The 23917-nt window shown below is 51.4% G+C and carries 20 protein-coding genes and 1 other RNA gene; 16 read left to right on the top strand and 5 right to left on the bottom strand.

Annotated elements, in window-relative coordinates:
* Positions 1 to 44: 44 nt before the first annotated feature.
* An RNA gene (gene ffs, locus JOD20_RS08155) (signal recognition particle sRNA small type) lies at positions 45 to 143 on the bottom strand.
* A 473-nt stretch (positions 144 to 616) separates the two neighbouring features.
* Between ffs and JOD20_RS08150 the strand changes: the two genes are divergently transcribed.
* From JOD20_RS08150 to JOD20_RS08095, 12 genes are all read left to right on the top strand, one after another.
* The gene (locus JOD20_RS08150) at positions 617 to 1492 is read left to right on the top strand and encodes a nucleotidyl cyclase domain-containing protein (RefSeq protein ID WP_204754794.1); all 876 of its coding nucleotides are present in this window, start codon (positions 617 to 619) and stop codon (positions 1490 to 1492) included.
* 34 nt (positions 1493 to 1526) lie between these two features.
* Complete coding sequence (locus JOD20_RS08145; RefSeq protein ID WP_054536317.1) at positions 1527 to 2213, top strand: sugar transferase; 687 nt, start codon at positions 1527 to 1529, stop codon at positions 2211 to 2213.
* 20 nt (positions 2214 to 2233) lie between these two features.
* Positions 2234 to 3460 (top strand): glycosyltransferase, encoded by a 1227-nt coding sequence (locus tag JOD20_RS08140; RefSeq protein ID WP_204754793.1) that lies wholly within the window; start codon positions 2234 to 2236, stop codon positions 3458 to 3460.
* Positions 3461 to 3477: 17 nt separating this feature from the next.
* On the top strand, positions 3478 to 4611 hold the full coding sequence (locus JOD20_RS08135; protein ID WP_204754792.1) for a glycosyltransferase family 4 protein: 1134 nt from the start codon (positions 3478 to 3480) through the stop codon (positions 4609 to 4611).
* A 35-nt stretch (positions 4612 to 4646) separates the two neighbouring features.
* Entirely contained in the window at positions 4647 to 5750 is a 1104-nt protein-coding gene (locus JOD20_RS08130; RefSeq protein WP_204754791.1) for a YveK family protein, read from the top strand.
* 53 nt (positions 5751 to 5803) lie between these two features.
* Positions 5804 to 7309: an O-antigen ligase family protein gene (locus tag JOD20_RS08125; RefSeq protein WP_204754790.1), complete on the top strand. Its 1506-nt coding sequence runs from the start codon at positions 5804 to 5806 to the stop codon at positions 7307 to 7309.
* Complete coding sequence (locus JOD20_RS08120) at positions 7293 to 8759, top strand: lipopolysaccharide biosynthesis protein (RefSeq protein ID WP_204754789.1); 1467 nt, start codon at positions 7293 to 7295, stop codon at positions 8757 to 8759. The genes JOD20_RS08125 and JOD20_RS08120 overlap by 17 nt, the downstream gene beginning before the upstream one ends.
* Before the next feature lies 1 nt (position 8760).
* The gene (locus JOD20_RS08115) at positions 8761 to 9897 is read left to right on the top strand and encodes a glycosyltransferase (RefSeq protein WP_204754788.1); all 1137 of its coding nucleotides are present in this window, start codon (positions 8761 to 8763) and stop codon (positions 9895 to 9897) included.
* On the top strand, positions 9894 to 11033 hold the full coding sequence (locus tag JOD20_RS08110; RefSeq protein WP_204754787.1) for a glycosyltransferase family 4 protein: 1140 nt from the start codon (positions 9894 to 9896) through the stop codon (positions 11031 to 11033). The genes JOD20_RS08115 and JOD20_RS08110 overlap by 4 nt, the downstream gene beginning before the upstream one ends.
* Positions 11034 to 11444: 411 nt before the next feature.
* Positions 11445 to 12632, top strand: a complete 1188-nt coding sequence (locus tag JOD20_RS08105) for a glycosyltransferase family 2 protein (protein WP_204754786.1) — start codon at positions 11445 to 11447, stop codon at positions 12630 to 12632.
* Between the two features lie 37 nt (positions 12633 to 12669).
* A complete protein-coding gene (gene asnB, locus JOD20_RS08100; RefSeq protein WP_204754785.1) occupies positions 12670 to 14556 on the top strand; it encodes an asparagine synthase (glutamine-hydrolyzing) in 1887 nt (628 codons plus the stop codon).
* A gap of 68 nt (positions 14557 to 14624) precedes the next feature.
* Positions 14625 to 16934 (top strand): cellulose biosynthesis cyclic di-GMP-binding regulatory protein BcsB, encoded by a 2310-nt coding sequence (locus tag JOD20_RS08095; RefSeq protein ID WP_204754784.1) that lies wholly within the window; start codon positions 14625 to 14627, stop codon positions 16932 to 16934.
* Between the two features lie 382 nt (positions 16935 to 17316).
* Here the strand turns inward: JOD20_RS08095 and JOD20_RS08090 are convergent, their stop codons facing one another.
* The gene (locus JOD20_RS08090) at positions 17317 to 18804 is read right to left on the bottom strand and encodes a ComEC/Rec2 family competence protein (RefSeq protein WP_239583781.1); all 1488 of its coding nucleotides are present in this window, start codon (positions 18802 to 18804) and stop codon (positions 17317 to 17319) included.
* 504 nt (positions 18805 to 19308) lie between these two features.
* On the opposite strand from JOD20_RS08090, the gene JOD20_RS08085 reads away from it, so the two are divergent.
* The 4 genes from JOD20_RS08085 to JOD20_RS08070 all read left to right on the top strand — a co-directional run bounded on the left by JOD20_RS08085 (position 19309) and on the right by JOD20_RS08070 (position 23002).
* The gene (locus tag JOD20_RS08085; RefSeq protein WP_204754782.1) at positions 19309 to 20907 is read left to right on the top strand and encodes a M4 family metallopeptidase; all 1599 of its coding nucleotides are present in this window, start codon (positions 19309 to 19311) and stop codon (positions 20905 to 20907) included.
* Positions 20908 to 21103: 196 nt separating this feature from the next.
* Positions 21104 to 21943 (top strand): DNA/RNA non-specific endonuclease, encoded by an 840-nt coding sequence (locus JOD20_RS08080; RefSeq protein ID WP_204754781.1) that lies wholly within the window; start codon positions 21104 to 21106, stop codon positions 21941 to 21943.
* Positions 21944 to 22156: 213 nt separating this feature from the next.
* Complete coding sequence (locus tag JOD20_RS08075) at positions 22157 to 22513, top strand: carboxypeptidase-like regulatory domain-containing protein (protein ID WP_204754780.1); 357 nt, start codon at positions 22157 to 22159, stop codon at positions 22511 to 22513.
* A gap of 105 nt (positions 22514 to 22618) precedes the next feature.
* Positions 22619 to 23002 carry a hypothetical protein gene (locus JOD20_RS08070; protein WP_204754779.1) on the top strand — a complete coding sequence of 128 codons (384 nt, stop codon included), beginning with the start codon at positions 22619 to 22621 and terminating at the stop codon, positions 23000 to 23002.
* A gap of 236 nt (positions 23003 to 23238) precedes the next feature.
* On the opposite strand, the gene JOD20_RS08065 is transcribed toward JOD20_RS08070, so the two are convergent.
* The 3 genes from JOD20_RS08065 to JOD20_RS08055 are packed head-to-tail and all read right to left on the bottom strand — an operon-like array spanning position 23239 to position 23867.
* Positions 23239 to 23481 (bottom strand): TolB family protein, encoded by a 243-nt coding sequence (locus tag JOD20_RS08065; protein WP_204754778.1) that lies wholly within the window; start codon positions 23479 to 23481, stop codon positions 23239 to 23241.
* The gene (locus tag JOD20_RS08060; protein WP_204754777.1) at positions 23439 to 23663 is read right to left on the bottom strand and encodes a hypothetical protein; all 225 of its coding nucleotides are present in this window, start codon (positions 23661 to 23663) and stop codon (positions 23439 to 23441) included. Before JOD20_RS08060 ends, JOD20_RS08065 begins: the two co-directional genes overlap by 43 nt.
* A gap of 39 nt (positions 23664 to 23702) precedes the next feature.
* Positions 23703 to 23867, bottom strand: coding sequence for a hypothetical protein (locus JOD20_RS08055; RefSeq protein ID WP_204754776.1), 165 nt, complete (start codon positions 23865 to 23867; stop codon positions 23703 to 23705).
* Positions 23868 to 23917: the final 50 nt, after the last annotated feature.

Below are 23917 nucleotides of genomic sequence, written 5' to 3'. Positions count from 1 at the left end.
ACAGCCGCCATACAACTGTATGACGGCTGTTGCAAAAAGAGCGAGTGGGCCAGGCTTGCTGTGACACCCATAGAGGCAAGCGTACCGTTGCTATCTTTCAATCCTGGCGGAGTTGGCAAACATATGCCGCACAGGACCCGACCCGTTCGCCATTATAGTCTACAAGCGGCTTAAAGTCAAAAAATGTTGATCTTTTGACCTGCCATGGTATACTTGCGATTGCCAGAACAACTACAGACCGTGGTGTCCTAGAAGATAGCGATGTGTCAGAATGCAGCGATGCCAGAACAAGTGCATCGCTTTTTTATTGGATACTTAAAATTTTTTTAGGACAAAAGTCACCCTTGACACTTTTAGTGACAGAGGCCAAAGTAGAAGACGACCATTGGTAGGTAGTCCTTTCTCTTGATATGGTTAAGCTAAGGTACTATTAAAAATTTAGTACCCACGCTTTAGAATATTCTGTTGGCACACAGCCAAAGACACCGTACTATTGTAAGTAGCGCTAAGCAGGCAATTTGGGAGCTGTTCTCGGTTGCAATCCAAAGCGGCGGCAGCTTGGCAACGTGTTGTTTTTTGGTGTAGTGTGGCACATATAGCCAGAAAGTAAGCCACCATGAAGTACCTGCGTCGATCAATTATTGCGCTCGTTCTCTATCTTGCTGCGTTTTTTAACATCGAGCGGCTGGACTTCCAGGGCGAGAATGTTATTGACCTACGTTCATTTGTGTATGTTCTCGGGTTAGCATCCATCATTATCACGCTGATGCTGCCCTATTTTCGCCAACGGCGGCTTTTGGTAGCCATGACCTATTGGGGTGCGATCTACGCAATTATTCGCTTGGCATTTTTTAATAGTGTTTCGTTTGTTGGGGTCGATATTTATTTATCACTCACCGAACTGGTCTTTTTGTTGGTCGGGGTGCGCTTTGCACACCAAGTCGCGATTGATCTCTACGATTTCGAACAGGCAGTGATCAACATCACCTTGCCCCAAGTCAATCGCCAAATTCGGCCACTCAACGACTCGAACGACGAAATTCAAACCGAGATGGTGCGCAGTCGCCGTCACCGTCGCCCAATGAGTGTCTTGGTGATCAAGCCCGATCCCCAATCAGTCAATTTGGCGATTCATCGCAGCGTCGAAGAAGTGCAAAAATCAATGATGACCCGCTATGTTGTTACCAGCTTAACCCGGGTTGTTGCTGATGTGATGCGCCGTACCGACATGATTTTTGAGCAACCAAGCTCAAACCAATTTATCGTGATGAGTCCCGAAACCAATGCCGCCAATTCTGTTTCTTTCGCGGAACGCATCAAGGCTGCTGCGTCCGAGAGGCTGGGTGTAGATGTGTTGTGTGGAATTGCATCATTTCCCGACGATGCCCTAACATTTGATGAGTTGATTCGCGAGGCCGATACACGGGCATTGCGCCAACTCAAAGCGGTTAAACCACAAGACACACGCTCGACCATTCAGACTGAAGTTTAAAGGCCACCAATGCATCGTGCAGAAAGGAACCGTCATGGCTTCTTCACTCAATTATCGTGAAAATCCAGCCTATGCCTGGCTGTTTCAAGTTCAACCCAATCGCTCACCAATGGCTCGCAAGATCTATTTGATTAATAAACGAGCGATGGATTTGTTGATTTTATTGCTGGCCATGCCATTTTTGCTGCCATTTTTCCTCTTATGTGCCATTTTGATTAAAATCGATTCGCCCAACGGGCCGATCATGTTTACTCAAAAACGCACTGGCAAGGGCGGGCGCACTTTCCGTATGTATAAATTTCGCACGATGGTGCCCAACGCCGAGGAAATGAAAAAGCAGTTGATGCACCTCAACGAGCTGCAATGGCCCGATTTCAAAATTAGCAACGATCCACGCATCACCAAGGTTGGTAAGTTTTTGCGCAAAACCAGCCTCGATGAATTGCCTCAGTTGCTGAATGTGATCAAAGGCGAGATGAGCCTCGTCGGCCCACGCCCAACCTCGTTTGGCGCACACACCTACGATTTGTGGCAAACCGAACGCCTCGATGTACAACCAGGTTTGACTGGGCTTTGGCAATTGTTCGGTCGCGCTAGCACCGAATTCCATGATCGCTTGCTTTTGGATATTGCCTATATCGAACGCCGCTGCTTGTGGATCGATATTCAGATTCTGTTCCGCACCATCCCAGCCGTGTTGAAACAGCGGGGTGCGCATTAGTGCCACAACCAATTGCTTACATGATGTCACGTTTCCCACATTTGTCGGAAACGTTTATTCTGCGTGAAATGCTCGAAATGGAGCGCTTGGGCTGGGATGTGAAGCTGTTTCCGTTGATGTTGCAACAACAGGCAGTTGTCCACGATGAAGCCAAGCGCTGGATTCCGCAGGCGCAGGCGCAGCCGTTTATCTCGCCGCATGTTGCGCTAAGCTTGGCCCAACGCTTGGCCAAACAACCGCTCAAAACTGGCGGCATCGTGGCCAAAACAGTGGCCGAAAGTGCCAGCAGCCCAGGCGAATTAGTCCGCAAATTGGCATTAATTCCCAAAGCGATCACGCTCGGCAAGCATATGCAAGCGCAAAAGATTGCCCATATTCATTGCCATTATGCCACCTATCCAGCCTTTGCGGCCTGGATTATCAATCGCCTAACTGGCATTCCCTATTCGTTCACGGTGCATGGCCACGATATTTTTGTGAATCGAGCGATGCTGCCAACCAAAGCGCGCGGAGCCAGCGCAATTATTGCCATCGCTGAGTTCCACCGCGAATTTTTGGTTGAAAAACTAGGCGAATGGGTGCGCAATCGAATTCATATTGTGCATTGTGGCATTCGCCCAGAGCGCTATCAACCCCAACCCAAGCCCGCTGGCGAACGCTTCGAAATTTTGACCACAGGCAGCCTACAAGATTACAAAGGCCATCCCTTCTTGATTCAGGCATGCAGCTTCTTGCGCGACCGTGGCGTAAACTTCCGCTGCCGGATTATTGGCGGTGGCGAAGATAAAGCAATGCTTGAGCAATTGATCGCCGAAAAACAATTAACCGGCAAGGTCGAATTGCTTGGCCCACAGCCAGAAACCGCAGTCCGCGAGCTGTTAGCCACTGCTGATTGCTATGTGCAAGCAAGCATCATCACCCCAGCGGGCAAGATGGAAGGTGTTCCGGTATCGTTGATGGAAGCCTTGGCCTGCGAATTACCAGTTGTGGCCTCGCGCATGTCGGGCATTCCCGAGCTAGTGCGCCCCGACGAAACTGGCTACCTCGTGCCACCTGCCAACGCCGCTGCCTTGGCCGACCAACTGCTCTACGTGCGCGATAACCCAGAAGAAGCAGCCCGCTATGCAGCACGTGGCCGCGAACTGGTGCAAAGCGATTTCAATTTGGTAACCTGTGTCGAGAAACTTTCCGAAACCTTACTCGCCGTGAATCCCGCTTTGCAACGACCAATTCAACGCAATGCCTAAGCGTAGGAGCAGCAGGAATGCCCCAAAAGATTGCTTTTCTCAAAATTCGCGATTTTTCGTTTATTAATCCCAATCTGATCGCTCAATTCAATCGGGTGTTTCCTGAATATACGCTTGAGGTTTTCGATTTTAAAGATTGGCTTAAACATAATCCACATTTGTATCTGTTGGCGATGGCCGCCGTTTACAAAGAATATGGCCGCGAGATTTTGGCTGGCAAGAAGCAGCCCAACCCGCATTTATTTGTCACACGCTGGATTGGCACGCGAATTAAAAAGCTGGTGCAACAGCGTTTCAATCCGCGTGATTATGCCTTTGCTTTTCAGACCCAAACCTTTTTTGATGCAAGTGTGGCAGGCTTGCCGCATTTTATCTACACCGACCACACCTTGCGCGCCAACTGGCGCTACAAACTGTTTGACCCAAGCAAAATTCAATACTCGGCAGAATGGCGCGCGGCGATTGAGCCGGAGATTTATCGCAATGCCAGCAAAATCTTTTTTGCCAGCAATTTTGCCCGCAATTCAGCCATTGAAGATTACAACTATCCTGCTGAAAAAGCCGAGTGTGTCTATACAGGTATTAATGTTAAAATAGACCCACCAACCGATAAAGATTACGCCGCCAAACGAATCTTATTTGTTGGAGTAGAATGGGAGCGCAAAGGCGGGCCGGAAGTAGCCGAAGCCTTCAAGCGCATCCAAGCCCAGCATCCCGACGCAACATTAACCATCGTGGGATGCACGCCAGAGCTTGATTTGCCCAATTGCCGGATTATTGGGCGCGTGCCGCGTGAAGAGGTTGTGCAACACTTCCGTGAGGCGACGATTTTTTGCATGCCCAGCAGAATCGAGCCAGCCGGAATTGCCTTTACTGAAGCGGCAATGTATAAATTACCGATTATTTCGGCCAATAGTGGCGGCCTGCCCGACCGCGTATTGCACGGCCAAACTGGCTATCTGATTGAACCTGGCGATGTTGATAGCTTGACCAATTATTTAAGTGATTTATTGGATCACCCAGAACGCTGTCGCGAATTTGGTGAAGCTGGCTACCAACTCGCGCATCGTGAATTTACTTGGGATCGCGTTGGCGATCGCATTCGGGCTGCTATTCTTTCAACTATTCAACCAACGCAGCGCATGGCCTAGCCAGCAGTCGGCGCTGCAACAAAGGAACTGTTGCTATGGAATTTCGTCATTATCTCCGAATGTTAGGGCGCGGCTGGTGGCTGATCGCTCTGGCAGCACTAACAGGGGCAACCTTGGCGCTTGCCCGCTCTTATGTAACTGAGCCTGAGTATCGCACGCGCACGCGGCTATTGCTCAGCCCAAACTTGGCCCGCGTTGATAGCGGCCAAGAATTATATAGCGTTACCACCTTGCAAAACCGCACAATCGTCAACACGATTGCCGAAATTCTGAATAGTGGTAGCCCATTCAAGGAAACTGGCGGCGGCCTGAATTTGCCCCCAAGCGAAGTCGTGCGCTATAAAAACAATGCGGTCACGGTTCCCGAGGCTAATGTCTTGGAAGTCTATGTTGATGGGCCTGATGCGAATACCACCGCATTGTTGGCCAATAGTTTGGCGCAACGCACGATCGATTTCGTTGATCAAAAATACCCCAGCTACAGCCTAACTGTGCTTGACCCAGCTTTGCCCTCATCGGTGCCGCAAAGCCCCAAGCCAGTGCGCGACACGACCTTAGCTTTGATTTTGGGTGCAGTCGTTGGAGCAATTATCGCGATTGTCCAAGCCCAATTGAAAACACCGTTGGAAGCCTTACGCCGCCGCAGCACAATCGATGCGATTTCGACGGCCTTCACGCGTCGTCACTTCGACCAACAAGCCAAAGATGCGCTGGGTCGTAGCTCCATTGCCTCGTTGGGCTTGGTCTATCTCGATGGCATGCAAGATGTGATTGATAGTATGCCTGCGCCTGTGGTGCAGCGCGTCCTGCGCCATGCCAAAAACGTCTTGCGCAACGAATTACGTGGCAACGATATTATTGGGCGTTGGGATAACACGACCTTCTCGATTTTGCTGCCTGAAACGCCGGAAATTGCCGCCACGCGCACACTTGATCGGATTCTGAATGCGCTTGATCAGCCAGTCGAAACCGGGATTGACGATGTAGTGGTGAAACTCACGCCCTACGCTGGGGGCGCAACCCGCCGCAACAACATGGCCTATGGGCAATTAGTCGAAGAAGCCGAAGCCGCCTTGACCCGCTCCTATCGCAGCGGCGAAAAGAATGTGCTCTTCTCTGCCGTCGAACAACCGGCCTAACTTAAACCAACCTGCACGGCGTGAATTGCATGCCGTGCAGCAACGAGGTCATTATGCTGGTCAACACACCACAAGAAGAGCCAAGCAGCCAACCAGATTTTTTTAACAGCAAATGGATGAATGTCATCTTTGCATGTTTGGCGATCGCTGGTGGAGCTGGGGTTGCTGCCGCCTTGGCAGTTTTCGATAACCCGTTGAAATTGGTGCTGCTGTTTGGCGGAGCCGCCGCCGCAATGGTCACGATGCGCAACAGCGAATGGGGCTTGTTGGCGCTGGTTTTTATGAGCTACACCCGTTTTTCCGATGTGATGGTGCGCAATGGTGCTCCTTCGACTGCCCAACCATTTTTAGCGCTGCTCTTTTTAATTATTTTCATGCGCTGGATGCTCTACAACCAAAAGCCCGAACCATGGCTCAAACCAGCGGTCTGGATTTTCATCTATGGCATGGTTGGGGTGGCCACGTTTCTGTATGCAGATGATGTGCTGCGGGTCAAAAACGGCGTGGTGAGCTACTTCAAAGATGCAATTATCGTGGTGGTGGTGGTGATGATGATGCGTTCGCCCAAGATGCTGCATCGTTCGATGTGGGCACTCTTGTTTGCGGGCATTTTCATGGCTTCGATCACCACGTGGCAGCAATTAACTGGCACCTTCGATAACGATTATTTGGGCTTTGCCAAAGCTGGCAAAATGCAAATCGTCTCCGGCGTTGAGGATGATTACCGAATTGCAGGGCCAATCGGTGACCCCAACTTCTATTCGCAAGTGCTGCTCACGCTGATTCCGCTGGGCATGGATCGCTTGTGGAATGAGAAAAATAAGAAATTGCGCTGGTTTGCAATTTGGCAATTGAGCGTCTGTATGGCCTCGATTTTCTTCTCGTTCAGTCGCGGTGCGTTTCTCTCGCTGGCGTTTGCCAGCTTGCTGATGTTTATTCGACGGCCACCAAAGCTGATGTCAGTAATTATTATTGTGGCCTTGGCCATTGTAATTATTCCGACCTTGCCAGCCTCGTATATTGCGCGGCTCGAAACGATTCCCGAGGCGATTCCTGGTTTAGCCCAAGAAGATGTGCGCAACGAAGCCTCGTTTCGCGGGCGTTCGAGCGCCCAACAAGCAGGTATTCGCATGTTCTTGGCGAATCCGGTTTTTGGCTTGGGCGTGGGCAATTTTGGCAATCACTACCAAGAATATGCCCGCGATCTGGGGCTGGATAACAGTCGCTGGGACCAAGCGCCGCACAATATGTACCTCGAAATTCTGACCGAAAAAGGCTTGTTTGGGCTTTCGGTCTTTGCGGCCATGATGTGGGTGCTGTTCCGCGATATGAACAAGGCGCGCAAGAAATTCCGCGAAATCAAAATGGATGATTTTGATGGCTTGATTTTTGGCTTTCAGGCGGGCTTGGTGGGCTATATGATTGCGGGGATTTTCCTGCAACTCTCCTATCCACGCTTCTTTTGGATTCTGATTGCCATCGCCTATGCAATTCCCAATGTTGCCAACAAAGCTTACGAAGACTATCGCGAGGCGCAACCAAATGGCGAAACAGCCTGAGACGATTGTACAGAGCGCTGCTCGCAATACGTTATGGTCGTATGCCGCCACTTATGGCGGCAAAATTCTGATCTTTATCACCACGGTGATTCTGGCCTATTTTGTCACCAAAGCTGAGTATGGCTTGGTTGGCATGGGTCTGACCGTCATCGCCTTTTTAGAGGTGATGCAAGATCTGGGGATTGGCTCAGCGGTGATTTATCAGGCTGATGAGGATGCCGCCAACACCGCGTTTTGGCTTGGCTGTGGCATTGCGCTGACCCTTTTCAGCATGACATGGCTGGCAGCACCAATCGTCGCCACCTATTTTTTGCAAAATAATCCTGATGTGATTCCGATTATTCGGGCTTTGGGCTTGAGCTTCCCGCTGTTTGCCTTGCGCAATATTCACGATGCCTTGTTGCGCAAACGCATGCAATTCAAAAAGCGTTTTATCCCCGACTTGATTCAAGTCAGCAGCAAAGGCGCAATTTCGATTGGTTGTGCCTTGGCGGGTATGGGCGCGTGGAGCTTGGTTTGGGGCCAGTTGGGCGGCTCGGCATGTGGCGTAATTGCCTATTGGATGGTTAATCCATGGCGACCTAGCTTGAAACTGGATCGCGCGGTTATCAAGCCGCTGTTAGGCTTTGGCAGCAATATTGTGGCGGTCAATGGCTTGGCGGTGATGCTCGCCCAAACCGATTATTTGCTGGTTGGGCGCTACCTTGGCGATGAAAAGCTGGGCGTGTATACCAACGGTTTTCGCTTTCCCGATTTGATGGTGATGCAAATTTGTATTGCCTTGGCGAATGTGTTGTATCCCTTGTACAGCCGCTTGCGCGACGATCCGGCGGGCTTGCAACAGGGCTTTTTTATTGCTTCGCGCTATGTTGCCTTGGTTACGGTGCCACTTTCGTTGGGCATCGCGATCGCGGCTGAGCCGTTTGTGCTGACCTTGCTGAGCGTGAAGTGGGTTGAAACCGTGCCGATTATGCGCACGATTGCAATTTATACCCTGTTTCTTTCGCTGGGCTACAATGTTGGCGATGTGTATAAAGCCCAAAATCGCACCAGCATTTTGACCAAGCTTTCGATTGTGCGTTTGGTGGTGTTGGTGCCAGCCTTGTGGTTTGCCGCTGCTCAATTCAAATCGTTGCAAGCGGTCGGCATCACCCACGCCTTGGTCGCATTTTTGGGCAGCACGCTCAACTTGGTGGTTGCCGCCAAAGTGCTCAACATGCCAATCCGGCGAATTTTGAGCGCCTTCCAGCCAGCCTTTCTTGCTGGCGCAGTGATGAGTATTTGTTTGATGTTGACCCTGCTGGCGTTGCAAAACACGCCGTCGTGGTTGCAACTCTTGGCAGCGGTCGTGGTTGGCATCGGCTCCTACGGTGGAACTTTATGGTTTGGCCAGCGCGAAGTCTTGACCCAAGCAGGCCAAACCTTGCGTGGTGCGGTGGCACGGAGATAATATGCACGTTGTTCAGGTCATCGATTCGCTCTATCGTGGTGGAGCGCAACAATTGCTGGTTACCTTCGCCATCGAAGCCCAACGCCGTGGGATCAAAACCAGCGTTGTGTGCCTCAAGGATGAAGATCGCGGCAGCAACTTGGTTGAACGGCTGAATAGTTTGGGCGTTGAAGTTGTGCGTTTTGCTGCGCCCAAAATGCTGGCTCCCAAACGCATCTGGCAATTAACCCGCTGGTTACGCCGTAATCAAGTCAGCGTTGTCCACACCCATTTGACCTATGGCAATGTGGTGGGCATTTTAGCCGCCCGCTTGGCCAATATTCCGGTGGTGGCAACCATGCACTTGGCTGGCTTCGACCCTTCGATTGCCAATCGCCAGCAGCAATTTGAAGCGCAGATTGTGCGCTTTTTGGCCCAACAAATTATTGCGGTGGGCTATACCACTCGCGATGCCTACCAGCCAATTATGCCCAATCGCAAGCTACATGTGGTGCATAATGCGGTGGTTGCCGTGCCAGAAATTAGCGCTGAGCAACGCTACGCCACGCGCGAGGCAATTCTGGGCGATGCTGATTTGACGATGTTGATCAACGTTGGGCGCTTTGCTGCAATCAAAGATTTGCCAACCCTGATCGATGCTTTTGCCTTGGTGCATCCTGAACACCCCCAAGCACGCTTGGTTTTGGCTGGCGAAGGCGATCAGCGGCCTAAAATCGAGGCCAAGATTGACGAACATCACTTGCATGCGGTCGTCAATTTGCTCGGCGCACGCGATGATATTCCAGTGCTATTGCGCAGCGCTGATGTCTTTGTTAGCTCGTCGGCCAATGAAGGCTTGCCAATCGCGGTGCTCGAAGCGATGGCCGCAGGCTTGCCGATTGTCGCGACCAAGGTTGGCGATATTCCGCAGGTTGTGCGCGAACAAGCAGGCATCACCGTGCCACCACACGATCATCAAGCGCTGGCAGCGGCAATTAATCAATTGTTGAGCGAGCCAAGCCAAATGCAGCAAATGCAACAGGCAGCGCAAGCGATTATCGAGCAGTATCACAGCCCAAGCGCATGGGTCGATCAATTATTAGCGTTGTATACCGCCGCCCACGAGGGCGTTGACCAGCGTGAGGCAGTTTCCGCATGAACGATAGCTTGCACGTAGCGATGATCATCCAAGGTTATTTTCCGCGCATCGGCGGTGCTGAACGCCAACTGGCGGCTTTGGCTCCTTTTTTGGCCGCCGAAGGTGTGGCAATTAGCGTGCTAACCCGCCGTTATGCTGGATTCAAGCCCTTCGAGATGATTGAGAATGTTCCGGTACATCGTTTGCCAATTCCTGGGCCAGTGCCAACTGCGGCCTTAGTCTTTACGGCAGCGGCAATTCCCTTGCTCTGGCGCTTGAAGCCCAATTTGGTTCATGCGCACGAGATGTTTTCGCCAGCAACGACGGCGATTGCGGCCAAACAAGCCTTGGGACTGCCCTATGCCGTGACCGCGCATCGTTCAGGGCCGCTTGGCGATGTGCTGCGCATGCAACAACGCCCGTTTGGCAAAGGTCGGTTGGAGCGGATCACCAAAACCGCCGATGCCTTCTTTACCATCAGTCGCGAAATCGATCAGGAATTTGAGCAGATTTTGGGCATTGAGGCCGAACGACGACATTATGTACCCAACGGCGTTGATCCTGAGAAATATCATCCGGTGAGCGCTGAAGCTAAAGTTGCGCTCCGCCGCGAACTGAATTTGCCTAGCGAAGGCCCAATCACGCTCTACGCTGGGCGGCTCTCTGAGGAAAAACGGGTGCGCTATTTGGTCGAGGCTTGGCCTGCGGTTCGCGCTAAGCATCCCGATGCAAGCTTATTGATTTTGGGGCAAGGGCCAGAGGAAGCAGCGCTCAAAGCCAAAAGCAGCCCTGGGGTGATTTTTGGCGGCGCAGTGCATAACGTCCCACCCTATTTGCAAGCAGCTGATGTGTTTGTGTTGCCATCGATTGCCGAGGGCTTTTCGGTGGCAATGCTCGAAGCCATGGCCAGCGAATTGGCAGTTATCATTACCGATGTTGGTGGCGCACGCGATGCAATCGACGACAGCCAGAATGGCTTGATCATTCCGCCAGACGATCAGCCAGCGCTGGAACAAGCCTTGTTGCAAGTTTTGGGCGATGCAGCAGCGCGTCAACGCATGGGCCAAGCAGCGCGCCAACGGGTGCAGCAAGAATTTGCCTTGAGCGTAATCGCCAAGCGCTTGCGCAGTTTGTACGAAGGCATACGGAAAGTATGAAGTATGAGGGATGAAGGATGAAATGTGAGAACATAGAGCATAGAGCATAGAACATAGGGTATAGGAATCGGGGATCAGGGGTCGAGGATCGGGGATCGGCTTTGGACTAAAAGAATATAATCCCAATAATCTGTGGAATCTGTGGCTAAAACTTAACCTTCGCGACCTTCGCGTTCTTCGCGGTTTCAGCTTTCGTGCTCTTTGTGCTCTTCGTGGATCAATCCATTAACTGAGAGGCGCAGAGTGACCGAAGGGTGAGGGATGAGGGATGAAGGATGAAATGCGCTCGGCATTGGGCCAGTAGAACAATAATCCCAATAATCTGTGGAATCTGTGGCTAAAACTTAACCTTCGCGACCTTCGCGTTCTTCGCGGTTACAACTTTTGCGGATCAATAGTAAGGAATACTCAATGATTGCGGCGTTATTTTGGCTGTTTGCAGGCAGCGTCATCTACACATATGCAGGCTATCCGGCGCTCTTGACGTTGTTGGCGCGCTTTCGCCATGAACGCGGGCCGTATCCGCATGCCGAGCCAGCAGTTACCTTGCTGATTGCGGCCTACAACGAAGAGGCTGAAATTGCCCGCAAAATTGAAAACTCGCTCGAATTAGATTATCCACGCGAGCAATTGCAGATTTTGATTATTGCCGATGGCTCGAGCGATCGCACGCCAGAAATTGTGCAGCAATACGCCGACCAAGGCGTGGAATTGCTCTACGAAGCGCCTCGGCGCGGCAAAATGGCGGCGATCAATCGCGCGATTCCGTTTGTGCGCGGCGAGATTATTGTCTTTTCCGATGCCAATAATCGCTACGATGCCAACGTAATTCGCGAACTGGTTGCGCCATTTGCCGATGCCGATGTGGGCGCAGTGTCGGGCGCAAAAGTCATCGAAAAAGGCGACGGTGCGCTGGGCGAATCCGAAGGGCTGTATTGGCGCTACGAGTCGTTTGTTAAAAAGCAAGAGAGCAAATTGGCTGGCTGTACTGCGGTTGCTGGCGAAGTGCTGGCCGTGCGCAGCGATTTGTTCGAATCGCCGCCAGATGAAATTATCAACGACGACACCCATATGGGCATGCGCATCATCGCCCGTGGCTTTCGCATTCACTATGCGCCGCAAGCTCGCTCGCACGAACGAGTTTCGCAATCGGCGCAGGATGAAATTGCCCGCCGCGCGCGGATTTTCGCTGGGCGTTATCAAGCAATTACCTATGCCCGCAGTTTATGGCCCTTCCGCCGCCCGCTGGCCTTGTGGCAATTGCTCTCGCACCAAACCCTGCGCACCTTGGTGGCAGTGAATATGGTCGGGGCCTTGGTCATGAATATTGTGGCGGTGCTATGGCCAAGTAAGGCAAAATCGCATAAACTACTCCGTCTGGCAGCGCCATTCAATTGGCTGTTGCTGGCGTTTCAAATTGTGTTCTACACCATGGCTTGGCTTGGGGGCCAGGTTGACTCAAATAGTAAACTAGGCAAGGTGGTTTACGTGCCAACCTTCCTAGTCAATAGCAATTGGGCTGGCTTGATTGGCCTGTATCGCTTTGTCCGACGACGACAAACCACGCTATGGCAGCGAGTGGGGCGGCGCACGAACTAACTTCGACTGGTATTTGCGCATAAACTGAGGTGATCCTATGTGTGGTATTTGTGGCATTGTCTATTTTGATCAAAGTCGTACCGCTGAGCGGCCATTGCTCGAAGCGCTGTGCGAAAACATCCATCATCGCGGGCCAGATCAAAATGGCTTTTATCTCAACGGCCCGGTGGGGCTTGGCTCAGTGCGGCTGTCGATTATCGACGTTGCTGGCGGCAAAATGCCAATCGCCAACGAAGATGGCTCAATCTGGATCGTCTATAACGGCGAGGTCTACAACTTTCCTGAATTGCGCCCACGCCTAGAAAAAGCTGGCCATAAATTCGAAACCCACTCCGATACCGAAACGATCGTGCATTTGTACGAAGAAATTGGCGATGAATTTCCCAAGCATCTCAACGGCATGTTTGCCTGCGCAATTTGGGATGAGCGCCGTCAGCGCTTGGTGATTGCCCGCGATCACGTTGGCATCAAGCCTGTGTATTATGCCAATTTAGGCGATCGCTTGGTCTTTGGCTCGGAAATTAAGGCCATGCTCGATACAGGCATTAGCCGCGAAATCGACCCAATTGGCTTGCACGATTATCTTTCGTTGAATTATGTGCCTGGTCCAAATACGATTTTCAAAGCAATTAAAAAGCTTCAACCAGGCCATATGCTGACCTACGAAGCAGCAACCAACGCCGTCGAAATCAAGCAATATTGGGATATTCCGCGCGTCGTTTCGCCACACTTCAAAATTACCAACGATGTTGAAACCGACCTGCTGAATCTGTTGCGCACCGTTGTGCAGGATCAACTGGTTAGCGATGTGCCCTTGGGAGCATTCCTCAGCGGCGGGGTCGATTCAAGTTTGGTGGTGGCCTTGATGAGCGAAGTCACCAGCCAGCCCGTTAAAACCTTCTCGGTCGGTTTTGCCGAAAAATCCTACGACGAATCGCCATATGCGCGAATTGTCGCCGAGCGCTTCCGCACCGATCACCACGAAATCGTGATGAATCCTGATGCACAAGCCACGGTCGATGCCATGGTCAAATATTTTGACGAGCCATTCGCCGATTCATCGTCGGTAGCGGTGTATGCGGTCAGCGAATTGGCCAGCCAGCATGTCAAAGTAGCGCTCAGTGGCGATGGTGGCGACGAGGTATTTGGCGGCTATGCCACCTATCAAGCAGATAAAATCGCTGCGCTCTATCGGCGTTTGCCGCAAGCAATTGGCAGCGGTTTGGTGCCAAGCGTAGGCAATCGGCTACCGACATCCGATGGCAAAGTGAGCTTCGATTTCAAAGCCAAGCGCTTTGTGCAGGGCGGGATGCTTGCGCCGTTGCCAGCCCACGCCGCGTGGAAAGCCTTTATGAGCGAATCGATGAAAGAGCAGCTGTATGCAGGCTCGTCGATTTTGACCAAACAACGCCCAACCGTCGATCTGTTGCAAGGCTATTACGATGCCTACGCGCCCGACGATGTGCTCAATCGTTTGCTGTATGTCGATTCCAAAGTACAATTGGCCGACGATATGTTGGTCAAGGTTGATCGGATGAGCATGGCCCATTCGCTCGAAGTGCGCGTGCCGTTGCTCGATACGCGTTTGGTCGAGTGGATGGCCAAATTGCCAAGCCACACCAAAATCAATGGCATGAAGCTTAAATATTTGCTCAAGCGCGTGGCTGCCAAAGTGCTGCCAGCAGAAATTTTGCAACGCCGCAAAGCTGGGTTTAGCGTGCCAATTCCCCAATGGCTCAAAACCGACCTGCGGCCATTGGTCAACCAAAAACTTTCGGTTGAAGCCTTAACCGAACAAGGTTTCTTCAACCCGCAATATATTGCAACAATGCTCAGTGATCATTGGGCTGGGCGGCACGATTATAGTCGCCAAATTTGGAATTTACTTATGTTCAGCATGTGGTACGAACGCTACGGCAAATAATCACGTGCCACCAACACTGCCAGCGTAACTCGCTGTTACGCTGGCCTATTGTCTCGCAAGGAGTTCGCATGGTTCGTTTAGTGCGCGTTTTTCTGCTTTTTTCCGTGGCGCTGGGCCTTTTTGCCAGCTTGCCAATGGTTTCACAGGCTGCTCGCACCAGCCTTAATCCCATTCCTGCCAAAACTGCGGCAGCCCCGCTTAACCAAGCAACGGTTACGCCAGTGGTTACCGATAGCGATACTGTGACCTTTGCCCAGCTTGGCGCGCGCGAAGATTCGATGGAAGGGCCGTTCAACGCCCGCTATATCAACGTGCGCTTGCCTAGCACATGGCAATTGGAGCCAGGCGCAGCAATCACGCTTGATTTCGAAACCTTCGTTTCCGGCAGTTCAGTCAGCAGTGATGAAAATGTCCAATTTTTCGCTGGCTCGATGGATGTGCAATTTAATAACGTGCAGCTTGAACGAATTTTCCTCGATCGTTCAGGGCCACGCTCGGTTACCATCCCTATTTCGCAAACTGCCTACACCTCAACTCGCGTCGATGGCGCACACACCTTGGGCATTTTGCTCGATGCAGGCCTCAACTGTGGCAACGATAGCCAAACCAGCGTGATCATTCGCGCCACATCGTCGCTCAAATTGCCTCATAGCTTGGGCACACTTTCGACCGATGTCAAGCAATTGCCACGCCCAATCTTCCAAGATTCGCCGCTTGAGCCAGATGTTGCCACGATCGTTGTGCCCAGCAATGCCAGCGCCGCCGAGCTTGAAGCCGGCTTGATTGTTGCCGCCAAAGTTGGTAGCATTACGTCAAGCAGAATTCAAGTGCCGTTGATTGCAGAGAGCGTGCTTTCGCCAACGCTGCGCAGCGAATCGCACTTGATTTTCGTTGGTCAAGCAGCCAATTTCGAAAATTTAGCTGCCGTTGATTTTGCCGAGGGCAGCGGAGCCGAGGGCTTTAACCTCAGCGAAGCCCAAGCCGCCGATGGCATTATTCAAATGGCAACCTCGCCATGGAACCAACAACGGGTTGTGTTGGCGCTCAGCGGTAACGACGACGAAGGCGTTATCAAAGCAGCCAAGGCATTTAGCACCGGCAATGTGCGCGCGAGCAACGATCCCTCAATTGCTGTGGTCGCCGATGTCAATTCGCCAGATGTTTTGACCAAAACCCTGAATTTGCAAATTACTGATGTGCCAAGCACTGGCTTGACTGTCGAACGCACCTTCCGCAGCCTTGGCTTCGAAACCGCCTCGGAGTTTGGCATCGGCGGGCATACCTTCGAACTCAATGTCGATATGCCCAGCGGCTACGAAATGAGCAACGATGGCTATATCGAAGTTCATTTTGCCCACTCGGCCTTGCTCGATTATTCAGTTTCGGCGATGATGGTGCGAGTCAACGATCGGCCAGCAGGCTCGATTCGCTTCGATGATACGACCTCGCAAAATGGCGTTGGCCGCGTGCCGATTCCACGTGGCAACTTGAATGTTGGCCGCAACCGAATCACAATTAGCGCCAACTTAATTCCCAATACGCCATGTGTTGATCCCAACTTGGCAGGCATTTGGTACACGCTGCGCGCCGATTCGATGATTGGCATTCCAGTCCGCGCCACCCGTGGCCGCTCGATCGTGTTGCGCAATTTGGCGACCTTCTTGGAGCCACTCACGATCAGCAATACCTTGAAAAACGTCGCCTTTGTGGTGCCAAGCGATGATCCAGCAAGTTGGACGGTTGCTGGTCAGTTGGCAACAGCTTTGGGCGATAGCCTCGATCCAGCGTTTGTTGAGTTGCGCGCAGTCAATCCCGAACAGGTTGCCAGCGTACAGGCAAATCACGATTTGATCTTGGTTGGCCAAGCCCCAGCGCATGCCATTTTGCAAGATCCTGCTTTGCAGCCAATTATTCCTGCACCGTTTGCTCAAGGCAGCAAGCATCCAACCCTTGGCAATAGTCGGGTAGTTTATCGGATTCCGCCCGAATTGAGCCTTGGCTATTTGGAGTTTATGCGTTCGCCTTGGAACGAGCAACGCAGCATTTTGGCGGTGCTTGGCAGCACTGACCAAGGCGTGCAATGGTCGGGCAATGCCTTAACGACCTCGCGCTTGCGCACGCGGCTCAATGGCAGCTTGGCAATCGTCAACGACCAACAAATTAGCGTCGAAGATCCAACGGTCACTGGCGATACAGCTGGCATTGCCAACGATGCACTCGGCGAAAACCAAGATGATCCGATCTATCGCGAAGTGACACCACCTGAAAAACCGCAATGGATTTTGTATGCTATCGCTGGACTCTTGGTGTTGATGGTGATTATTTCGGTCATCGTGATCATTCAAGCCGCCCGCAAGCGCAAGCAACGCCTAATCTAAATTGGGGATCGGTTGTTGGGGGTCGGGGATCGGATGATCCTCGGCCCCTGCGTTTTTAAATTGATCCACGAAGGACACGAAGAGACACGAAGAATGGGAACCGCGAAGGACGCGAAGGGTAAGTTTTTAGCCACAGATTGGCACAGATTGCTCAGATTATGTTCCGATAGCCTAAAGCCCAAAGCCCTTCATCCCTCATCCCTCATCCCTCATCCTTCGGTGCTCTGCGCCGCTACGTTAAATTTTTCGCCATGAATTGCACGAATTCCACGAATAATTATTTTTAGCTACAGATTCTTCTTCCGATAGCCCAAAGCCAATAGCCCTTCATCCTTCATCCCTCATCCCTCATCTTCATCCTTCGGTGCTCTGCGCCTCTGCGTTAAACCCCCGACTCCTGACCCCTGAATCCTCGCCACTCTCTTTGTTCTCTATACAGCCATAGGCCAACGCTCAGGCTATATGCCAGCAACAGCCAGATGCTGCTAAACTTGGGGATTTCGACGGCAGCCCAAGGCAGATCGGCCAGCCATTCGGCGACGCGCACGACCCAGGTTAAGGCGGCCCAGGTAATCGGCAAAGCCAAGAAGGCCAACCAGCGCCCAAACAAGCCCAAACAGGCCAACACCGCGCCGCTCGCCATAATCAAGGGCACAACCGGCACAATCAGTACATTCGCGACTGGCGCAATTAACGAGAGATTGCCAAAGTGATACAAAATAATTGGCAAGGCCCACACTTGAGCAGCCAAGGTTGCAGTCAATGGCTCAATTATCCATTCGAGCCAGCGCCAACGTAGCCACAAACGCAATTTGGCTTCAATAGGCTTGCCCCACGCAAACAAACTGGCGGTTGCCAGAGCTGATAATTGAAAGCCTAAATCCCACAATGCCTGCGGATCAAGCAAGGTCATCAGCCAAATTGCTGCTGCCAAGGCAGCCCAAGCATCGGGTTTGCGGCCAAGCGGCTGGGCCAAAGCTACAATCGCGCCCATCAAGGCGGCTCGCACCACCGCACCACTCGCCCCTACAAAAGCCACATAGACCACAATTGCCCCAAGTGCCAAACCAGTGGCATGGCGTTGATTGAGCTTGAGTGCCTTGCCCAAGCCCAAAAGCGAGGCCACCACAATCGTAATATTCCAACCAGAGATCACCAGAATATGCGAAAGCCCTGTGCGATTGAAGGTTTCCCAAACTGGCTTGGGCACGCTGCTTTTGACCCCCAGCAACATCCCAACCAAAACTGCTGCTTGGGGCTGAGGCAGAGTTTGGTTGATGATTGTTTGAGTGCGAATTTTTAGCGCCAATAAGCGTTGATAGGCTGAGTTGGTGGCAGGCAAAGCTTGTTCAAGCAGCGCAGGCTCAAGCATGGCATAGATCGAGCGGCGACGCAGATAAGCAGCGTAATCGAAGTTTGGGCTTGAGCTTGGCGTGATGATTGTGCCACTCACCAGCAAGCGTTCGCCGTTGCTGCGTGGCGGCTCTGCTGGCAGGGTAAGCATAATTTGGCCCGAGGTTGCTACCCGTTGCCGATTGGCTTCATAGGCCTGAACTTCAAGCACAATTCGTTGTTGTTGCGGAGTCCATTGCGGCTCACCAACGATCACCCCTTCCAAACGGGTTGTCAAACCAATCTGTTGACGAATATCGTCAGAATTGACCATATTTTGACTGAGCAGCATTCGGCCTACCCCTAGCATAGTACCGGCATATATTGCTATTAGCATAATTCGCCATGATTTGCGGATATAAACAAAAATTAAAATAATTGGTATTGATGCAATAAAATATAGATACCACGCTATTTGAAGCCTATCAACCAACCACAGTCCTATAGCCCATCCCAGCGTAAAACAGCAAAATCGCATATGCAAACCTCCAAATAATGCTGGTTTTTTAGAGCCACAAACTGCTAAAAATCCCCCATGTCACTATTGCCACTGGATGGTGGTGAAAAATAGTAAAATTGTTTTTATCCCTTTGGAATGGCCTAAAAATAGTTAAAAATTAGTTGAAACAACGTATCAACAATCTTGCATATTGAAATAGGGCGTGGTATTGTTCTCCTGCGCAAATAGTACTATTCCAGCAAACCAAGATTCAGACCCTTCGATAAGCGCCATGAGCATTGATAATGCTCCAGCTTTGGCCAACCAATGACTTCTAGCATGCGCTCGCCCGATCGCATCAGAGAAGTCAGCGCCAGACCTGCCGCGGCTCTGCAATTTCGTGTTTGGCAGTCAATAACGCTCGTTAGCGATATGCCAACTGTATGACTATTTTCGTCAGTTTTTGGTGTTGTTCTGTTACAACGCTGGCTGATGGGCTGGTTATTCTCGAAATCCCTACAATTGCGGAGGTTATAATTCTTTATGGTTCGCAAACGTTTAATCACTCTTGCTGCCTTGTTCGGTGTAGTTGGGGCTGTTTTTGGTTCAGTTGCCAGTACTGGCGCTCAAGATTATGGCAAAGTTCGCGGTCAATTGATCCGCAGCTATCGTGAAGCCGAAGCCAAGGGCGTACGCCCAGATTGGGTAACCGCCGCCGTCGATACGAGTTTGAATCACTTCTCAGCCAAAGGTGCCAACAGTGGCAATTTGAAATTGCGTGGCGTTGATCAAGATGATTTGGGCACGAACGTGCGCCTCGATCAAACCTACGCTGGCTTGCCGGTTTTTGGCGGCCAAGTGATTTCGCACCTCGATACCAAGGGCAATGTAACGCAAGAAAGTGGCGAACTCTTCGTGGTTGAAGGGACTGATCTCACTGCTAAATTAAGCTCAGCTGAAGCAATCAAAATTGCTCAAAGCCAAGTGAAATATGATTTCGGCACCACCCGATCTGGTGGCGTAGAAACCAGCAGCGAACTCAAAATTCTGCCTCGCGAAGGCAAAGATTCAGTGATCGTCTTCCAAGTGAGCTTACACATCGAAGATGGCACCGACGCAACCGCCCACCACGAGTTCTTCATCAACGCCCAAACCGGCGAAACCGAGTTGTACTACAACGATATGGATGGCGTAAACGCTACTGGCACAGGCAAGAGCTTGTACAGCGGCAATGTCTCAATCACCACCGATTTGGTGAGTGGGGTCTACAATCTGCGCGATAACTCACGCGGTGGCATGTACACCACCAACATGAACAATCGCACCAGCGGTGGCAGCATCTTCACCGATGCTGATAACATTTGGGGCACAAACACCACCGCCAGCACCCAAAGTGCAGGCGTTGATGCTCACTATGGCGCACAACTGACCTGGGACTATTATCTGAATAGCTTTGGTCGTCGCGGCATCGATGGCAATGGCTTCCGCGTGTTGAGCCGCGTTCACTATGGCAATCGCTACAACAACGCCTTCTGGAACGGCTCCAACATGACCTATGGCGATGGCGATGGCAGCACCTTCCGCCCATTGGTTTCGCTCGACGTTGCAGGCCACGAAATTACCCACGGCCTGACCGAAAAAACCGCTGGCTTGATCTATAGCAATGAATCGGGCGCTTCCAACGAATCGTTCTCGGATATTTTCGGCACGATGGTGGAATATAGCAGCGGCACTGGCGATTATCTGATCGGCGAAGACATCTATACACCAGCTACCGCTGGCGATGCCTTGCGCAGTATGTCAAACCCAGCTGCCGAAGGCGACCCCGACCACTACAGCAAGCGCTACACTGGCACTGGCGATAATGGCGGTGTCCACACCAACAGCGGCATCCAAAACCATGTCTTCTATCTGTTGGCCCAAGGTGGCACCAACCGCACCTCAGGCCAAGCAGTAACCGGCATTAGCCGACCAAAAGCCGCTGCGATCTTCTATCGCGCCTTGACGGTCTACTTAACCCCAAGCTCAAACTTCAAGGCTGTACGCACCGCGACCCTCAACGCCGCCCGCGACCTCTATGGCGCAAGCAGCGCTGAATACAATGCAACCGCCCAAGCATGGACGGCCTGTGGCGTTCAATAAGCGTTAATTCTCGTTTCCAAGCACACGCTCCACATGGGGCGTGTGTTTTTTTAGCAATTAAGCGCTTGGAGCAAGCCAATTTCTACGATTGAGCCAGAGCCTTAGCTTTGCCAATGCCCAATTCAAATAATCGCCAACTCGCCCAATTGTGCTACACTGCCTAGCAGGAACCATTCTGTTTGCTAAGAGGAACTGTATGCGCCGTTTTTGGATTGCGATCATCACATTAATGATCCTGCTGAGTGGCTGCGAGGCTCAGCAATTTTTGGCAACCCCAAAGCCAACCAAGCCCAATGGCTCAAATCAACCGCAAGCCGACGTTAATCACATGGCGTTGGGCAATCCTAGTGGAGCGTTGCCCGAAACCAGCAGCAGCAACAACTATCTGATGCAGCGAGCGGAATATAGCTTGGCCTACAATCGCAAGCTCAACATTCTCAATTGGGTCAGTTGGCATTTGGATATTGCTGATTTGGGCAACACCGACCGCAGCCAATTCACCACCGATCCCGATTTGCCCGAAGGCTGGTATCGCGTCAAACCCAGCGACTACACCAACAGCGGCTATGATCGTGGCCATATGTTGCCATCAGCCGATCGCACTGCTTCGGAAAGCATCAATCGTTCGGTCTTTTATATGACCAACATCGTGCCCCAAGCACCCGACAACAACCAAGGCCCATGGAAAGAATTCGAGGATTATTGTCGCGATTTGGTGCGCGATGGCAAGCAATTGTATTTAATCGCTGGCCCCGAAGGCTCCGAAGGCAGCATTGGCGATCCCAAAATTCGCGTGCCCAAGTATGTTTGGAAGATTGCGCTGGTGCTTGATGCCAATGCCCAAGTGAGCGACATCAATGCCAAGACCGAAGTAATTGCGCTGCGCATGCCCAACCGCGATGGCATTCGCGATAAAGATTGGCGCGAGTATATCGTTTCGATCGCGACAATCGAAGAAAAAACCGGCTATAGCTTTTTCACCAATTTGAGCGCCGAACTGCAAGCCAGCTTGAAGCAAAAAGTTGCCACCCCGTAGATGTGATTTCCTCACCACCGATCCCCTCGTTCACACAAATGAACGAGGGGATTTCTCCATAGCCCAAGCATCCGCAACATTAAGGATGGGCAGCACATATGCTTCGTTGCAGCGATATTGCTGCATTCCTGCAACGATATTGCAACTCCAGCCAAGAGGCTCAAGCTATACTCTCCCTATCGTTTTGAGTATTCAATCTAGGGAGATTCATTAATGCTTCGTTCCACCATTTTCATACGCTGGATGCTTGCACTTATGCTGTTATTTTGTATCAGCGGCTGTGGTCAATCCCAATTGGAATTTACCATGGAATACTCATCCGAATTGTCAGCGCAAATGAAAGGCTATCGCTCTATCTATCAGGGTCGCGTTGTTGATCGATCATCAAAAGAGCCTATTCCGAATGCACGAGTGTACATTTTGCATGACCGAATGTATGGGTCGCGTGCTGAAGCTTTCACCGATGCCCATGGAAGCTTTACCACGACAGTGAAACTTTTTTACAATGAAATTAAAATAACCGCAGATGGCTATAAACCATATGAAGGAATATGGAATCTTTGTCCCTAGTGAATAACCCTGCATCGGCTTGTGATAGCGAGGGTTAACAGACACCACCATATGTACCAGCCATAACCTCTATCGTTTGATTATTCAATCTAGGGAGATTCATTGATGCTTCGTTCCAACATCTTCATGCGTTGGCTGCTTGCCCTCGTAGTGCTGATCAGCATTAGCGCTTGTGGCGAGCTAGCCAAACCACAATTAGCGGTAACTTCTATGGGATCAGGATTTTTAGTCGTCGATGCTGATACACAAGCACCAATTACCAATGCAAAGCTTTATATTGACCCATTGGAAACACATATCGATGACATTCACGTCATGGTAAACAAAGGAGAATCTGTTGCCCATGCACGAGTCTATCTCCAGCCATTCTTCTCAAGTAGCGATAATAAAGGCTTCGTTGCGTCTACAATCAAAATGGGAACCAACTTTATCCTTATAACTGCGCCAGGTTATGAACCAACAGAAATACTTATTATGGCTGATCCCTAATAATCCAAGCTACGGATCAAACGTGAACATAAAATGAGTTGCGGGCAAGCTCTTACGCACAACAGAACAAGGGCTTGCCTGCAACTCTTCAGTAGTCGATGCTATTAGCGGGCAAGCGGCGGCACGGCCAAGCGAATCACATAATCGTTGCCGTCAACACCCGTATCCGCAGGGTCATACCAAATGACCGCAAGCTCGCTGCCATCGGGCGACCAGACAGGCCATTGATAACTTCCTTATGGGGTCAATTGCAAGCGATCGCCAGTCTGCGAGTCGACCAACCACACAATATCGCGGCTCCCATTGAAACGGGCCACAATCACCAACCAACGCCCATTCGGCGACCATTGCAAGCCAGCGATACTATAGGCATCGGCCAGAATCATGCGCCGATTCCCGCCATCCGCATCCATCAGATACAAGTTGGCGGGTTTGGTCAGCGCCCAGGCACTGAACCACTGCCCACGCTCGGCTTGCAAAAAAAGGCAATCGTTGCACCATCAGGCGACCACGCAAAATATTGCGCAACCGCCACGCCCAGATCAAGCGGCTGCAAACCATTAGCGGCAGTCCACCAATAATACTGTGAGCCAAGATATTGTCTATCCGTAACTAAGGCCCGATCCATGGCGGACGACCAAACCACGCCACTATTTTTCATGACTTCACGCGGCAATGAGGCGGGCAGCAGCGTGGTTAATTACTCGTTCGTCGGGTCAAATTGGACGTATTGATTAGTATCTTTGAGCGGGCCATTCAGCTCGAACATATCGGTGCTATACCGCAAGCCAAGTTTTCCGTTAGGCAAGCGCTGTGCAAGCGCTAAAAGTTGATTGTACTCCACTTGAACAAAAGGAGCATGCATACCTTCTCCAATCAATGATGAGATTGATCTGTGGATGGCTCTCTCTGGCA

Origin of the sequence: Herpetosiphon giganteus, from assembly GCF_016907925.1 — a bacterium.
Taxonomy (GTDB): domain Bacteria; phylum Chloroflexota; class Chloroflexia; order Chloroflexales; family Herpetosiphonaceae; genus Herpetosiphon; species Herpetosiphon giganteus.
The sequence above is the reverse complement of the archived record's forward strand: the minus strand, read 5'-3'. Positions and strand labels throughout refer to the sequence as shown.